Below are 15,793 nucleotides of genomic sequence, written 5' to 3' on the forward strand. Positions count from 1 at the left end.
CGACCTTGGTTTATCGGTGAGTAGAGATAAAGTGTACGAAAAAAAAGTGCAACAATCATCCCTGTTGATCAGCTTTTTTGATACCATAGCGAGAATGAATCATTAGCTTTGTTTAGTCGTATTAATGCAGCTTGATAGTTTAGTAATTTTTAAAAATCGCCCAGCACGTGTCATTGGGTTTGTTGATAAGAAAGTTGAAATTCAATTAGAAGATGAAAAAACCGTTAAATTACCTGAGAAAAATTTATTGCTACTACATGATGGTGGCTTTAAGAAATTTGAGGTATTAACAACGGATTTAGGTGAAGGTGAGCTCATTGATGCTTGGGGCTTATTGCAAGGTACCAAAACTAATTATGGTGAGTTGAGTGAGCTTATTTATGGTGAGTATAATTGCTCAACAGTTTATAGCGCGTGGCAAATTGTGCAAAAAGGCCTGCATTTCTTCGCGCTTGAAGATGAGATCGGTGTTAATACGCCTGAGGCGGTAGATGACATCATCAAACAAGCACAAGAGAAAGCACAAAAAGCGCAAGCATTAGAAAACTTTATCACGCGCTTAAAGCAAAAAACTTATGCCCAAGAGGATGAACCTTTTGTTAAAGAGCTTGAGTCATATGCTTTAGGACAAGCCACAGGCTGTCGTTTTTTTAAATTAATTGACAAAGAAGAGACGCAAGTTAATGCCCATGCATTGCTGCTTGATATCGGCTATTGGGATGAGTTTATCAACCCTTATCCCATGCGTTTAGATGCGGCTTTACAAGCGCCTGTTTTTGATTTGCCTGAAATGCAATCTGAGTCACGTGTTGACTTAACGCATTTAGCCAGTTATGCGATTGATGATGAGGGCAGTCATGATCCGGATGATGCATTAAGTTTTGATGAATCAACGCAAAAACTATGGGTGCATGTTGCTGATCCTGCAAGTTTAGTAGATGTTGATGGTGAGATTGACAAAGAAGCTCGCGCTCGAGGGAGCAATCTTTACTTACCTGAAGGCGTCATTCCAATGTTGCCACATCAGATCACTGAGGACTTGGCACTGGGCCTTCATCCGACATCTCCGGCTTTATCAATTGGTTTTAAGCTAATCGATGGTGAGGTTAAAGGTATTGAAATCGTGTTATCAACCATCAAGGTAACACGCTTAAGTTATCAAGAAGCCGAGCACAAATTAACTGAGGCGCCATTTAGTCATTTTGTACGTTTTTCTAATGAATTTAGCAGCTATCGTCGAATGCATGGTGCTGTTGAGCTGCAGTTTTCAGAGGTGAAGCTCAAATTGCGTGATAAGAAAGTTGATATCATTCCTTTGGCAACATTACAAAGTCGCAATATCGTACGCGATGCGATGTTAATGGCCGGTGTGGCAGTTGCCATTTTTGCTGATCAGCATGAGATCCCATTGCATTTTTCAACACAGCCAGAGCATGATCTAAGCGAAGAAGAACAAACACCTCAATTGATGTCAGAAATGTTTGCCACTAGAAGACGCTTACAAAAAGGGCAATACAAAAGTAGTGCCGATAGACATGCAGGCATGGGACTTAATGCCTATGTACAAGTAACTAGTCCATTAAGGCGCTATTTGGATATGGTGGTACACCAGCAGTTAAGACGATTTTTAAAATCTGAAGCCTTATTTTCAGGTGAGGAGATCCTCATGCGCATTGGTGAAAGTGAATCGGGCATTAAAGCCGCGCGCCAAGCAGAAAGCTTTAGTAACAATCACTGGAAATGTGTTTATTTAATGCAAAATCCTAACTGGCAAGGCGAGGCGGTAGTGATTGAGAAACAACAAGGCAATCGCGTCACGGTGTTTATCCCCGGATTGTCATTGATCAAGAAATTAACACTGGCGGAGTCTGCAGAACTAGATACAACGATCACTGTGACCTTAAGCGATGTAAAGCTTGCAACACAGGATATTTATTTTCGGGTTTAAAATATTTTTAAGGTAAGTTCCTTTTTGCCAATAATACGACAAATCCTATAGATAGTTTCCAAGCTATAGGATGCTTCTGCCTTTAAAATTCGATTGGCTTGAGATTTACTAGTCCCTAGTTTTTCTGCTAAGCCTTCAAGCGTTAAACCTTGCGAATTTTTGTATTTCATAACATCACTAGCAAGCTCTTGACGGGCAATAATTGCTTGACTTTCAATAGTGGTATTTATTTCAATTGCTGCAATTTCTTCTTTTGAAAGGAGTTCTTTTTTTAGGGTTTCTGAATCAATAAAGTCATATTTACTCATTTTAGCCTCCAATTAAATCGTTAAGAATGCGTTTTGCCTTCTCGATATCTTTTGTCTGTGTTTTCTTGTTACCAGCTCATATGCAACGGCAAGTTTTGCCATCGAAGTAAAAATAGTAGATTCTAGTGCCTGTTGGAGTTCTCAACTCTTTTAAATGTTTATTACCTTGAATATCTTTTTTATAAGGTAAGCTTAGCTCATGTCCAAACATTCGTAGCAGGTCTATTACTTTGTAGGCTTTTATCAGCTCACTTTTGCTAAGTGCTTTACTGGAGTTACGCACTTTAGAAAAACTATAACTTTATAAACACCCCGTCAGCCTACGGCTGCCACCCTCTTTGCAAGATAGGTGCTTAAGCTTGCGAGACGGGGTGTTGAACTAGAAAAGTGCGTAATTTCAGTTTGCTATTTACCAAGCAGGAATAGCAGCATCATCAGGGTATAGTTTCTCAGCAAGTTTTGCCACTTGTGGTGATTGATATGCTTTGACAAACTTAAGTAATAATGGGTTATTTTTATCATTATCGCGAACAACGATGATATTGGCAAACGGTGAGTCTTTTGGCTCAACAAACAAAGCTTGTTTTAAGGTTAGATGTGCTTTAGGCAAGAAGTCATTATTAATCACCGCAAGGGTGACACTATCCAGATTATTAGGAATCTGATCTGCTTGTAGTGGAATGATTTGTAATTTAAGTGGATTACTAGCGATGTCGTTTAATGTCGCTTTCCAAGTGACCCCAGCTTTTAATTTTATCAAACCCGCGTCAGCTAAAATCATCAAAGCGCGCCCACGATTGGTAGGGTCATTGGGAATGGCAACTTTAGCACCGACTGGTGTTTCTTTAAGCGACTTAATCTTCGTTGAGAAAATCCCCATCGGGTAAATAAATGTCTTACCAATTTCCATAATCTTGTAGCCAAATTCTTTGATTTGGTTTTCTAAAAATGGAATATGTTGGAAAACATTGGCATCGATATCCCCATTGTTTAATGCGCGATTTGGCAGATTATAATCACCAAAGGAAACAAGCTTAACATTAAGGCCGTATTCCGCTTTGGCAACTTCCTGTGCCATTTGCATGATTTTTTGCTGTTCAGGCGATTGGGTATAACCCACGGTAATCATATTGGTATTTTGACTTGCTTTGTAGGCATTATACGTTACTTGAGCTGCAGACCCTGCTACTAAAATAACAACCAATGCCCAAATGCTAGTGATCTTTTTGCTGCCACTTAAATATTTACCATATGATTGGCATAGTTGTACCAAAATGATTAACAATACAACGCCACCGTAAAGTAGGAAGTAGTTGCCGTTGTTATAGCCTTGGAAGTAAGTCAGATCACCAAGACCGCCACCGCCAACGATACCGGCCATTGCTGAATAGCCAATAAGTCCGATGGTAGTTAAGGTTGCAGCATCCACCAATAACGTTTTGGCTTCAGGTAATAATACCTTAAATATAACCTGCCACTTGGTGGCACCCATGGCATTAGCTGCTTCAATTAGACCTTTATCAACTTCTGAAATCGCTGATTCCGCAAGACGCGCATAAAAAGGTAAAGCAGCAATGGCAAGTGGTACAATCGATGCTGTTGTGCCAATGGTTGTTCCTACAAGTATCTTGGTCAGCGGATAAAGCAAAATCAGCAAGATAATATAAGGAATAGATCGGGTGACATTGACAATAAAGCCAACAACCTGATTAAAAAGTCTTATGCCAGGATTCTTTTGGTTATGCGATAGATGTAGTAATACACCTAAGATTAGACCACCAATGACCGCGATCACTGTTGCGATAAATACCATGTAAATTGTTTGCCATGTAGCAAGCGCTAGATTAGAAAGCATCGATTGCAGCATAACCGATCACCTCAATTTTGATTTGTTGTTGATGTAAGAAGCTTAATGCTTTTTCCCAGTGTTCTTTCTCGCCAAGCATGTGACAAATGGTAACCCCAACGGATTGTGCCTGAATGCGCTCAATGTTAGCTTGGATAATATTGCAAGTTACTTTGAATTTGCTGTTAAGCTCAGCAATGACAGGTGTGGTAATGCTGTCCCCCAAAAAAGTCATTTTAATGACAGGGGTCAGGTGTGGTGCGGCATATGGATCTTTGTGCAATTTATCTTTTATTTCATCTGGTAGATTTAAATGCATGCTTTTTTCAGTAAAGCTTTTGGCAATGGCTGTTCTTGGATTTAAAAATAGTTCAGTGACGGTACCAGTTTCTTGGATCAAGCCATCATCGATAATCGCCACCTGATCACAGATCTTGCGAATTACATCCATTTCATGGGTGATCAAAACAATCGTCAGATTCAGTTTGTGATTAAGCTCTTTTAATAACTGCAATATTTGATCAGTGGTTTCAGGGTCAAGAGCAGATGTTGCCTCATCACACAGTAATGCCACAGGATCACACGCCAAAGCGCGCGCGATAGCGACACGCTGCTTTTGCCCGCCGCTTAATTCATCAGGATAAGCTTGTGCTTTTTGCTCTAATCCAACAAGGTTCAGTAGCTCATTGACTTTAGTGTGAATTTTAGCTTTGCTAGCATGTTGTAATTCCAGTGGGAAAGCAATGTTATCAAACACTGTACGCGATGAGAGTAAATTGAAATGCTGGAAAATCATACCAATTTTCTGGCGCGCCTTTCTTAGCTTGTCTTGCGAAAGCTTGGTAATATCCTCATCATTAATGAAAATATGCCCTTCGGTTGGCTGCTCTAGGAAATTAATGCAGCGAATAAGCGTACTTTTTCCCGCACCACTTTTGCCGATAATGCCAAAGATCTCACCATCTTTAATCGAAAGATTGACGTTCTTCAGCGCAATATGGCGAGCATGCTTTGATAGGTACTCTTTTTTGAGGTTCTGAATCTCAATCATATTATTGTTCCCACTCTTAGTGCAGTAATGCATCAGAAAAATATAGTAACAATATTTTCTGCCACTCGTAAATCACTTTGCGTAAGTTTCATTAGATTCAATTCAAACGTATGAAAAATCAATTCTTTAGTTTGCTTTTAAAGCCTATGTGATAGAATTTTTGTTCTATTTTCTATCAAGATGAGTTGTTGTTAAATGTTAATTGCTGCGTTGTTAAGTTTGTTATTATTGCAATTGTTAGGGTTGATGCTGCCTGGCCCTGATTTTTTTATGGTATTGAGATCCTCAATTCGTTATGGGCGGAATTCTGCAGTACTTGTCGCATTGGGTATTGCTACAGGTGTGCTGTTTTATGCAACCCTTGTGGTACTTTTATTGGATTATCTAAGTGATAACTTTTTGATTATTGTGCATTGGATTGCTTTGTTTGGTGGATGTTATTTATTATATATCGCTTATAATTGTTTCAAGGCATCCAGAGGTAAGCATTCGCTAGATACCAATGCAAGTGATGTGGTTAAAATATCAAAGCATCATCTATGGCTTACGGGTTTGTTGTGCAATTTATCTAATCCTAAAGTGATTATTTTCTTTGTTAGTTTATTGCCACTGTTTGTTTTGAAATCTTCAGCGCTTTGGTATCACTTAAGTATTCTGGTTGTGATGTTTTTAAGTACCTTGATTTGGTTTAGTTTTGTTGCTTATGTTATGGGTTCACAGCGCGTTAGAAATGTCTTTGTTAAACACATGGCAAAGCTTGAAATTATCTTCTCATTCATTTTAACCATTTTTGCCTTGTTGCTTATTTATTCGTTTGTGGAATCAGTGATTCTGTAGTGTTTATGCAATAAGCAAAGTAATGGCTTATTTAGCTTAATTCGGTTATTTAGCGGTTTCACTTTGCCATATATGGCGTTGATACGTTAGAATTTAGGCGTATTGAGTAAGTCACTCCAGTAAGTAAATAATAAATGAGGTTTGCATGTCACCAGAACATATTGCACTAATTCAACAATGGGGCTATTGGCTTATGCTTGGTGCGGCAATTATCGAAGGTGAAACCTTTCTAATACTAGGTGGTGTTGCTGCGGCTGCTGGCATGCTTAACTTAGGTTGGATTATCCTCTTATCGATTATCGGTTGCTTGATTCATGATTGTTTCTTGTTTTATTTAGGGCGTTATGTTGGCCCTAAAATATTAAAGCGTAAACCCAATTGGCAACCTAAGGTGGATCGCATTAGCTTGATGATTGATAAATATAATTTTTGGCTAATTTTGTGCTTTCGCTTTGCTTATGGTTTAAGAACGATTATTCCTTTTGCTTTGGGCATGAGTAAGATTAGCAATATCAAGTTTATGGTGTTTGATGCCATTGGTGCGATTGTCTGGGTGTTGGTGTTTTTATTAGCCGGGTATTATTTTGGTAATGCGCTTGAGATTATATTGCATAAACTATCACTGACCCATTTAGTTAAAGAGTATTGGCATATTTCAATTATCATTTTATTCTTAGTCATATTTACAGTGAGCTTTTTACTGGTAAGGTTAAGAAAAAGACGTGCACGCAAGAAGCAAGAAAAGCAAAGTAAGCAGTTAAACCTCGATATGGAAGTATAAATATGGCAGTAATTGAAATTACCCTAGCATCAAAGCAAGCAGCATTGGAAAGCTATTTGCCTTTTGTTAAACAAGGTGCGCTAACCGTGTATCATAGTGATGCACTCAATTTTGGTCAGGAGGTTGAGCTTGTGGTGTGTTTACCTGAGCTAAAACAGGAGCTAAATTGCCAATCAAAGGTGATCTGGATTTCTTCTGATGACTATCAAAATGACAAGAAATATGGCTTTCAACTCTTAGGAGATGGGGGCTTTGAAATCAACCAAATACTTGAAAATTATTTGGTGGGCATGATAAAGCATGATGAATAAGGCGAGTAAGATAAATCAATAAAGGTGTGTGCATGGCAAAACCAAAATCAAATTATGTCTGCCAATCATGTGGTGCAATATCACCAAAGTGGCAAGGACAATGCCCTGATTGCTTAGAATGGAATACCTTAGTTGAAACTCAAATAAGCGTTACTAAATCAACAACAAACAAAATAGGATATGCTGCTGCTGAGGCAAAAGTACAAAAGCTCAATGAAGTTGCTTTAGCGGATTATCCACGCATTCATAGTCCATTTGCCGAGTTCGATCGGGTGATGGGTGGCGGTATTGTGCCAGGCTCAGTAACGCTAATCGGTGGTGATCCAGGAATTGGCAAATCATCAATTTTATTGCAGATTATGACTGTGCTATCACAAACTCACACAGCACTTTATATCACTGGTGAAGAATCACTAGAGCAAGTTGCATTGCGTGCGCAACGTATGCAATTACCTAATGATAAATTATTGTTAATGAGTGAAACCAATGTTGAAGCGATTTGTCAGTATATTGAGACACATCGACCACAATTAGTTGTTGTTGACTCGATTCAAACAATGCAGATCGAAGCCTTGCAATCAGCCGCAGGAGGTGTCGCTCAAGTGCGCGAATCAGCCAGTTTATTAACACAAACGGCTAAGCGCTTAAATTGTGCCGTTTTTCTTGTTGGACATGTAACTAAGTCCGGTGAGGTCGCAGGTCCTCGTGTGCTTGAGCATATTGTTGATAGTGTGATCTTTATTGAAGGGCAAACCGATGGTCGTTATCGCATGGTTAGAGCGATGAAAAATCGTTTTGGTGCGGTGAATGAACTGGGTGTTTTTGCAATGACTGATAAGGGTATGCGTGAGGTTAAAAACCCATCAGCAATTTTTCTTAATCGTGCGGAAGATGATATCTCAGGCAGTGTTATTATCGCGGTATGGGAGGGCACGCGCCCGATACTTGTCGAGGTTCAGGCATTGGTGAGTGAAAACGGCTATGCTCAACCCAAGCGCTTGGCATTAGGGCTTGATCCTAATCGCTTAGCGATGTTATTGGCAATTATGCAGCGCCATTTAAGCGTGCAATTAAGTGATCATGATGTCTTTATTAATATCGTTGGTGGCATTAAGGTTAATGAGCCTAGTATTGATTTGGCAATTATTGCCGTCATTCTCTCAAGTTTATACAGCCGACCGATTGCCAAAGACTGGATTATCTTAGGCGAAGTAGGGCTCTCAGGTGAGATACGCGCGATTCCCTATGGACAAGAGCGTTTAAGTGAAGCACAAAAACATGGCTTTAAACAAGCGATTGTGCCACAGGGCAATATGCCAAAAAAGGATATTGGAATTCAAGTGCAAGCCATTAAGAAGCTTGATGAATTAAAAACACTGCTTTTGTGATTAGGCAGTAAAGTTTAGCGAATTTTCTTATTAATCAACTCAATCTGATAACCATTAGGGTCTTTGACAAAGGCAATGACACTGGTGCCACCTTTGACAGGGCCCGCTTCACGGGTGACAACTCCACCTTGCTTTTTAATCTCCTCACAGCTTTGATAAACATCCTCTACTTCAATGCATAAATGTCCAAAAGCATTGCCATGATCATAACTATCGGTATCCCAGTTATAGGTCAGTTCAATGGCTGTGATGGCATTGATATCATTACCATATCCCATAAAAGCTAATGTATAGCGATAAGCTTCGTTATCCATCTTTTTAAGTAAGTTCATGCCAAAAATGTTTTGATAAAAATTAATTGATTCCTCAAGGTTGTTAACACGAATCATAATGTGAGCTAGACGCATAATATTATCCTTTGTTCTTATTGTATAAAGTTGTCAAGGATGTTAATAAAACAACACTGGCATGACAAGGAAAATCATACCAAGCTCAAAGCAATAAATTCTGTAAAATGGCCTGCACTCTGTATATAATGTTCGCCATTATTTGAGTAAAGGTAACATGCATGCAAATCGTAGATGAAATCTGTTTGAAAGCATTAACAGACGTCGAAAATACAAAAAACAAACAAGATTTAGATCATATTCGCGTTCAGTATTTGGGTAAAAAAGGTGAGCTTACCGAGATTATGAAGCAGTTAGGTAGTTTGCCAAACGAAGAAAAGCCAAAGCTTGGGCAAGCAGTCAATGAAGCGAAGAATAAATTACAAATGGCAATTAGCGCACGTTTAGATGTATTAAATGCGATTGAGTTGGCACAAAAATTAGCAGCTGAAAAAATTGATGTAACCCTTTCAGGTATTGGGCATGAACAAGGTACATTGCATCCGGTGTCAACCAGTATGCAACGTATTGAAGACTTTTTTAGTAAGATGGGCTTTGCGATTGAATATGGTCCTGAGGTTGAGGATGACTATCATAACTTTGAAGCATTAAATATTCCTGATCATCATCCGGCACGTGCTATGCATGATACTTTTTACTTTAACCCTAATGCTGTATTAAGAACACATACTTCCGGTGTGCAAATCAGAACAATGGAAAAACAACAGCCACCGATTCGCATGATCGCACCTGGGCGTGTTTATCGTTGTGATTCTGATATGACACATACGCCAATGTTTCATCAGGTGGAAGGTTTGTGGATTGATGAAAAGGCATCATTTGCTGATCTAAAAGGCTTGTTAAATACCTTTTTAAATGCCTTTTTCGAGAAAGATCTAAAGATGCGTTTTCGCCCTTCATATTTTCCATTTACCGAGCCATCAGCAGAAGCCGATATGGAATGTGTGATGTGCGAGGGGAAAGGTTGTCGTGTGTGCAAGCAAACCGGTTGGCTTGAGGTGTTAGGTTGTGGCATGGTGCATCCTAATGTGTTAAAAGCCGGAGGCATTAATAGTGAGAAGTATCGTGGGTTTGCTTTTGGTATGGGTGTTGAGCGCTTGACTATGTTGCGTTATGGCATCAATGATTTACGGTTATTTTTTGAGAATGATTTACGGTTTTTAAAACAGTTTTAATTAGTTTATATCGTACATAATATATCAGAGGTAGCGTTAGCTCTTGAGCTAACGCTACCTCAAACATTATAGGATAACAAAATGAAATTTAGTCATCGTTGGTTAGAAAATTATTTAGATAAAAATCTTGAGGTAAATACCTTAAGTGAGAAGCTTACGGCTGCAGGTTTGGAGGTAGACTCAATTGAGCCTGTTGCATCCCCATTTACACAGGTTGTTGTCGGGCAAATTAAAAAAATTGATAAGCATCCCGATGCTGATAAATTAAATATTTGTGAAGTCGATGTTGGCGATGATGAACTAGTTACCATTGTCTGTGGTGCGCCAAATGTCTATGCAGGAATGAAAGCGCCTGTTGCTAAGATTGGTGCGTGCTTGCCTGGTGACTTTAAGATAAAGAAAAGTAAACTGCGCGGTCAACCATCGCATGGCATGATGTGCTCGCAAAAAGAACTCGGATTGAGTGATGAAAGCGAAGGCTTGATGGATTTGCCAGTGGATGCACCTGTTGGTGTCGATATTCGTGAATATCTGCAATTGGATGATCATATTGTTGAAGTGGATTTGACACCAAATCGCGCGGATTGTTTAAGTGTCTATGGAGTGGCAAGAGAGGTTGCTGCCTTAACTGATGCTAAGCTTAAATCTCTTGATGATATTAAACTTGATATTGCTAAAGGTGCGCAAAAGCAAGTTGAATCAGAGGCCCCAGAGGCGTGTACACGATACTTTGGGCGTATGATTTATAATATTGATGCAAAAGCGCACACGCCCCTTTGGATGAAAGAGCGTTTGCGTCGTTCAGGACTAAGATCAATCTCAGCAATTGTTGATATTACCAATTATGTGTTACTTGAACTGGGGCAGCCACTGCATGCCTTTGATGCTGATAAAGTCGGCAGCACTGTCTATGCACGCATGGCAGAAGATAATGAGAAGATTACCTTATTAGATGAAACTGAGGTCACCCTTAAATCAAATACTTTAGTGATTGCTGATGAACATAAAGCGTTAGCGATTGCCGGTGTGATGGGTGGATTGGATTCGTCAGTAACTGATAATACACAGAATATCTTCCTAGAGAGTGCTTATTTTGCGCCTAAGTCAATTGCAGGTAAGGCGCGTCAATATGGATTGCACACAGATTCGTCACATCGCTTTGAACGCGGTGTTGATCCAAAGCTATGCCAATATGCGATTGATTATGCTGTAAGTCTTATTGTCGGTATTGCTGGTGGTGAAGTCGGCGAGATCGTTAAAGCAGATCATTATAATGAAACAACGACTCAAATTCCATTGCGCTTAAATAAGCTAAACTCAATTCTTGGTATGGATTTCAGTGCTGCATTTGTTGAAGACGTATTAACAGCGCTTAATATCACACTTACACCAGTTAAAGGTGCCAGTAATGAGATTAAGTGGTTGGCAACTGCCCCGAGTTATCGCTTTGATATGGCAATTGAAGAGGACCTAATAGAAGAAGTCGGACGTGTATATGGTTATCAAAATCTGCCGATGACCTTACCTGAGGTAACATTATCTCAGCAACAAGTTTCTGAACATATTATTTCTTTAAGTGCATTAAAAAATACATTGATGAATCGTGGCTACCATGAAGTAATTAACTATAGCTTTATTGATCCTAAATTAGATGAATTGTTTTTTGATAGTAAAGGTTTAGCCTTGCAAAACCCGATCTCACAAGATATGTCTGTGATGCGTCAAGGCTTAATTCCTGGACTTGTATCAACATTTAAAGCTAATTTGAATCGTCAGCAATCGCGTATTCGTATTTTTGAAGAAGGTGTTTGCTTTCAGCCAGCTGAAACATTGGCGCATGAGTATTCACATTTCGCCGGTCTTGTTTATGGTGATATTAATCCACTGAATTGGCAGGAAAAAACAGCAAGTGATTTTTATTCAGTTAAAGCAGATGTTGAGGCGCTGCTGCAATTAAATAAAAAGTCAGTCAATTATGTAGCCTGTGAAGATATCGATTGGCTGCACCCAGGACAATCCGCTTATATTTATCAAAATGGTGAAAAGGTTGGTGTTATTGGTGTCTTGCATCCAAGTGTAATGAAAGTGTTGCAAATCAAAGGCAAATCACCGGTAGTATTTGAGCTGCAAATCAGTAAAATCTCAAACAAAGATATTGCTAAATTTATGGCAATTTCTAAGTATCCATCGGTTTCACGCGATATTGCAGTTATTGTTGATTGTAATATCAGTGCACAAAGCTTGATTGATGCAGTCAATAAAGCAGATGTGAGCTTGTTAAATCAAGTTGATTTATTTGATGTTTATCAAGGTGAAAATTTGCCAGAGAATAAAAAGAGTATCGCTTTGAATCTCACTTTTCAAGATAACACGCAGACCTTGACGGATGAGCTGATGAATGATGCAATGGCTAAAATTCTTAAGTCTCTGAAAGAAAACACTAATGCCAATCTGCGAGAGTAGTTATTTATGTTAGATGTACAGTTTTTAGAGCGTTGTAATGCAACGTTAACAGAAGCCTATCGCTTACTTGGTGAGACTGAGGTAAACAGTGTTCATTATGACTTATATCGCTCGGCAATTATCAAAGAGTTTGAGGTTATACTTGAGCAGTCAGGGAAGTTGCTAAAAAAGGTGCTATTACCTTATTTTTCCTCTAAAAACGCATTAGATAAGTTAACTTTTAAAGATATTTTTCGTTATGCCTTAAATCATGGTCTATTGACTTTGGGTGAGGTCGAGCGTTGGTTGCTATATCGTGATAATCGCAACTTAACTGCGCATGATTATGGTTTTGATCTGGCAGAGGAAACTTTACCAATTATCCCAGAGTTTATAATGGATGTGGCGAGATTAATTCAGGTGATTAAGGAAAGCAATGCTACTAAGAGATAAAGATCATAAGTTGCTCATGATGTTAGCAAACAAAACAATCAAAACACCTTGTGAAATATGGGCATATGGTAGTCGTGTAGATGGTTCAGCGCATGAGGCAAGTGATCTGGATCTCGTGATTAGAAGTCATGATTTGAAACCATTACATACTTCTGAACTGCAGGCTTTTAAGGAAGCAATACAGATATCAAATATTCCTATTCTGGTGCAAGTATTGGATTGGGCAAGAATCCCTGAGGTTTTTCATGAAAGTATTCTAGAGAGCTATGCTATTTTGAAACCTTTGAACTAAAGCTTTTGTATGACCATATCCCAGCCCACTTTGATTGTGCAAACGCTAGCTGAGCGTAAGTCGAAGCCTCTATGAAGTGTGATTTTTCCACGCTTACACACTTCGACTAATGCTCAGTGCATCGCTTCGACTTATGCTCAGGGTGCGGTGAGCACTTTTGGGTGAATATTTATCTTAGCCGTTTTTGGTTTCTATATACTGTGTCACAAGGGTTTTTGCCCACAAATAACTAAAGACGCCAATATAAACACCTCCTAAAACATCACTTAGGTAGTGTTGTGAGCTTAAGATTCGACTAATCGTGATAATAAGCGCGATAACAATGCATAATACCGTAAACTTCTTATTTTGTATTAAATAGGCTAAACCGAGGAGTCCTGCAAACCCAAGTGTTGCGTGTCCTGATGGGAAGCTATTAAACAAACGTTTATGTGATAACCAGTGAAAGCCATATAAGCCTTCTTGTAAGAACAGCTCAGGGCGATAGCGTGCAAGTGTTACTTTAATGATCGCTGCAGCACCAATTGAGATAAATAAACTCATCGTCCATACCAGTAAACGAGGATTCAATTTAGTGCGTGTCTTTTGCCAAATACAAATAATTACCAAAATGACAAAAAGCACAAACCAATTATTAGGATCAAAAATAATAGATAAAATGTATGAGAGTTTAATTAGAATGTTATGTTGAAGCTGTTCACTAATAGAGAGAACTAATAAGCGATCAAGATAAATGTAGCTTACAGCACATATAATAAATGTAATGAAGCCATAGAGTATGGTGCATTTGATAAGGCGTTTAAAATTATCGGTCATGGTGAAAGATAGTTTATTGTTAAGATGAGCAAGAGCGTAACTTTTTTTATGAGATAAATCAAAGTGTAGTTTGGCGATTTGCACATTTTATTGAGAGGCCGTATAAGTTGAGGTGATTTTGCTATAATTTATCCTTATATTTCAAGATGCTCTTAATAGTTAAAAATATGATAATCAAGAGTTTTTTATAATTTTTTCATTGTTACTTATTTGTTTTTGATCCCGATAGATAAAGGGTTTTCGTTGATTCATTTAAAACATTAATGACGATATATTTTTCTTAAATTGCATATTAAATGACAATGTGACTTGATGACGATAATATGGATCGCAAATAAGGCATCCTTATTTTGAAGCTTGATTTTGATGTTATTTATCTTTATCGAAATCAGCATAACTTTTTAACAACTTAATAGGAGAAATACTATGAAAAAATTAATGATCGCAATCTCAGCTACTTCTGCTTTAGCAGGTTCTATGGCATATGCTGCTTCATCAAGTGTTGATGTCACGATGGAAGTAAGTACAACGGCTGCACAACTACTTATATCAGATGTGCCAGTGTCTTCATCACTTCTTCAAGGTGAAACTGAAACGGTTGTTTCACCTGGCTTGTCAATCACAGGCGGCACAGCTCCTGTTAATGGTTATAACGTAAGAGTGCAACTAGCTGGCGGTTCTGTTGAAGATATTAGCGCTACAAAAGGTATCAAAGGTGCTCTTTTATATGCTAATGGTGATTATAACAATCCACAAGGTGCGGTTCAGTCATTAACATTCAAAGACTCAGCAGGTGCTGCAGTTGCCTTAACTAATGGTGCGGGTAACTGTGATGTGATCGATGCTGAAGGGAAAGTTAACTTCTCAACAGTGGGTGGTACAGGCAATGAGTGTTCATTTACATTAACTCAAGCAGAAGCAAATAAATTAACGACTTTGGCAACACCGGGTATGACAGAGTTTGAATTTGCTGCCGCGACTGATGCGCCAGAAGGTAATTATACCAATACATTCAACATTACCTTATCTACTACACCATAGTTGATATTGATAGATAAAAGCAAAGGAGCTACTTATGAAAGGAACGAATTTGTTTTTAATGAGTTGCGGCATGATCTCGATGGCTTATGCCGCTAGCGAATCTTTTGAGATCGAGGTGATTGTGGGAGAAAGATCTGTCAAGTTTGATATGACACATATCCCTCTGTCAGTGACTACCTTAGCCGGTGAGACAACAACAAACTTTGAGCATGTTGGCTTATCGGTCCATCATATTGATCCTGCTAAAGACTATTCTTTCAACATTACAGCGGAAGGGTCATCTATTGGTAGTATTAATACTTTGCAAGGTGTGCACTTGGTCGGGCGAAATACGAATGAGAAAAGCGTTGCATTAAAGTCAATTTTATTAAAATCAGCGGATGGGCAACCGATTAATATTAAAACAACAACACACAATTGTCGTTTGCAAGGCAATGCGCTTTATTTTGGTACAGAGAATGATAGCAACTTGTGTGAGATTGAAATTGATGGGCAAAATTTATCACGTATTGATGTGAGTCAATCAAAATCACCAGGAAGTACTGTGTTGAATTTCAATATTGCTAAAGATGCTAAGCAAGACAGTTATATAACACAACTTAATATCAAGATGGAGCAGAGTATGTAATACATTGCTTAAGCTATAAAACGCATCAATATGGTGATAAATAGTTTAAATGGGGTATATCAAGCTTAA

The 15,793-nt window shown here is 38.6% G+C and carries 17 protein-coding genes; 11 read left to right on the forward strand and 6 right to left on the reverse strand.

The annotated features are described in order from the left end of the window. Positions 1 to 124 precede the first annotated feature (124 nt). Positions 125 to 1,948, forward strand: coding sequence for an RNB domain-containing ribonuclease (locus ACY10D_RS01380; RefSeq protein ID WP_486999020.1), 1,824 nt, complete (start codon positions 125 to 127; stop codon positions 1,946 to 1,948). Here the strand turns inward: ACY10D_RS01380 and ACY10D_RS01385 are convergent. The 4 genes from ACY10D_RS01385 to ACY10D_RS01400 all read right to left on the reverse strand — a co-directional run bounded on the left by ACY10D_RS01385 (position 1,945) and on the right by ACY10D_RS01400 (position 5,153). Further along, entirely contained in the window at positions 1,945 to 2,256 is a 312-nt protein-coding gene (locus tag ACY10D_RS01385) for a helix-turn-helix domain-containing protein (RefSeq protein WP_486999021.1), read from the reverse strand. The genes ACY10D_RS01380 and ACY10D_RS01385 overlap by 4 nt on opposite strands. 76 nt (positions 2,257 to 2,332) lie before the next feature. Next, on the reverse strand, positions 2,333 to 2,539 hold the full coding sequence (locus tag ACY10D_RS01390) for a type II toxin-antitoxin system RelE/ParE family toxin (protein ID WP_486999022.1): 207 nt from the start codon (positions 2,537 to 2,539) through the stop codon (positions 2,333 to 2,335). A gap of 126 nt (positions 2,540 to 2,665) precedes the next feature. Continuing rightward, positions 2,666 to 4,123, reverse strand: coding sequence for a MetQ/NlpA family ABC transporter substrate-binding protein (locus ACY10D_RS01395; protein WP_486999023.1), 1,458 nt, complete (start codon positions 4,121 to 4,123; stop codon positions 2,666 to 2,668). Beyond that, positions 4,101 to 5,153, reverse strand: coding sequence for a methionine ABC transporter ATP-binding protein (locus ACY10D_RS01400; RefSeq protein ID WP_486999024.1), 1,053 nt, complete (start codon positions 5,151 to 5,153; stop codon positions 4,101 to 4,103). Before ACY10D_RS01400 ends, ACY10D_RS01395 begins: the two co-directional genes overlap by 23 nt. Before the next feature lie 195 nt (positions 5,154 to 5,348). On the opposite strand from ACY10D_RS01400, the gene ACY10D_RS01405 reads away from it, so the two are divergent. The 4 genes from ACY10D_RS01405 to radA all read left to right on the forward strand — a co-directional run bounded on the left by ACY10D_RS01405 (position 5,349) and on the right by radA (position 8,470). Further along, entirely contained in the window at positions 5,349 to 5,990 is a 642-nt protein-coding gene (locus tag ACY10D_RS01405) for a LysE family translocator (RefSeq protein WP_486999025.1), read from the forward strand. Between the two features lie 145 nt (positions 5,991 to 6,135). Further along, positions 6,136 to 6,771 (forward strand): DedA family protein, encoded by a 636-nt coding sequence (locus ACY10D_RS01410; RefSeq protein ID WP_486999026.1) that lies wholly within the window; start codon positions 6,136 to 6,138, stop codon positions 6,769 to 6,771. Between the two features lie 2 nt (positions 6,772 to 6,773). After that, complete coding sequence (locus tag ACY10D_RS01415; protein ID WP_486999027.1) at positions 6,774 to 7,082, forward strand: PilZ domain-containing protein; 309 nt, start codon at positions 6,774 to 6,776, stop codon at positions 7,080 to 7,082. A 32-nt stretch (positions 7,083 to 7,114) separates the two neighbouring features. Next, positions 7,115 to 8,470, forward strand: coding sequence for a DNA repair protein RadA (gene radA / locus ACY10D_RS01420; RefSeq protein WP_486999028.1), 1,356 nt, complete (start codon positions 7,115 to 7,117; stop codon positions 8,468 to 8,470). 14 nt (positions 8,471 to 8,484) lie between these two features. On the opposite strand, the gene gloA is transcribed toward radA, so the two are convergent. Further along, complete coding sequence (gloA, locus tag ACY10D_RS01425; RefSeq protein WP_486999029.1) at positions 8,485 to 8,877, reverse strand: lactoylglutathione lyase; 393 nt, start codon at positions 8,875 to 8,877, stop codon at positions 8,485 to 8,487. Positions 8,878 to 9,038: 161 nt separating this feature from the next. Between gloA and pheS the strand changes: the two genes are divergently transcribed. The 4 genes from pheS (at position 9,039) to ACY10D_RS01445 (ending at position 13,239) form a co-directional block, all read left to right on the forward strand. Further along, positions 9,039 to 10,052: a phenylalanine--tRNA ligase subunit alpha gene (pheS, locus tag ACY10D_RS01430; protein WP_486999030.1), complete on the forward strand. Its 1,014-nt coding sequence runs from the start codon at positions 9,039 to 9,041 to the stop codon at positions 10,050 to 10,052. Between the two features lie 81 nt (positions 10,053 to 10,133). After that, positions 10,134 to 12,515 (forward strand): phenylalanine--tRNA ligase subunit beta, encoded by a 2,382-nt coding sequence (gene pheT, locus ACY10D_RS01435; protein WP_486999031.1) that lies wholly within the window; start codon positions 10,134 to 10,136, stop codon positions 12,513 to 12,515. Positions 12,516 to 12,521: 6 nt separating this feature from the next. Continuing rightward, positions 12,522 to 12,947, forward strand: coding sequence for a nucleotidyltransferase substrate binding protein (locus ACY10D_RS01440; RefSeq protein WP_486999032.1), 426 nt, complete (start codon positions 12,522 to 12,524; stop codon positions 12,945 to 12,947). Beyond that, positions 12,931 to 13,239, forward strand: coding sequence for a nucleotidyltransferase domain-containing protein (locus tag ACY10D_RS01445; RefSeq protein WP_486999033.1), 309 nt, complete (start codon positions 12,931 to 12,933; stop codon positions 13,237 to 13,239). Before ACY10D_RS01440 ends, ACY10D_RS01445 begins: the two co-directional genes overlap by 17 nt. A 174-nt stretch (positions 13,240 to 13,413) precedes the next feature. Here ACY10D_RS01445 and ACY10D_RS01450 read toward each other — a convergent pair whose 3' ends face one another. Next, complete coding sequence (locus tag ACY10D_RS01450; protein ID WP_486999034.1) at positions 13,414 to 14,055, reverse strand: phosphatase PAP2 family protein; 642 nt, start codon at positions 14,053 to 14,055, stop codon at positions 13,414 to 13,416. A 426-nt stretch (positions 14,056 to 14,481) separates the two neighbouring features. On the opposite strand from ACY10D_RS01450, the gene ACY10D_RS01455 reads away from it, so the two are divergent. Beyond that, positions 14,482 to 15,096: a hypothetical protein gene (locus tag ACY10D_RS01455; protein WP_486999035.1), complete on the forward strand. Its 615-nt coding sequence runs from the start codon at positions 14,482 to 14,484 to the stop codon at positions 15,094 to 15,096. Between the two features lie 34 nt (positions 15,097 to 15,130). After that, positions 15,131 to 15,724: a hypothetical protein gene (locus tag ACY10D_RS01460; RefSeq protein ID WP_486999036.1), complete on the forward strand. Its 594-nt coding sequence runs from the start codon at positions 15,131 to 15,133 to the stop codon at positions 15,722 to 15,724. Positions 15,725 to 15,793 lie beyond the last annotated feature (69 nt).

Source organism: Cysteiniphilum sp. (genome assembly GCF_057495195.1).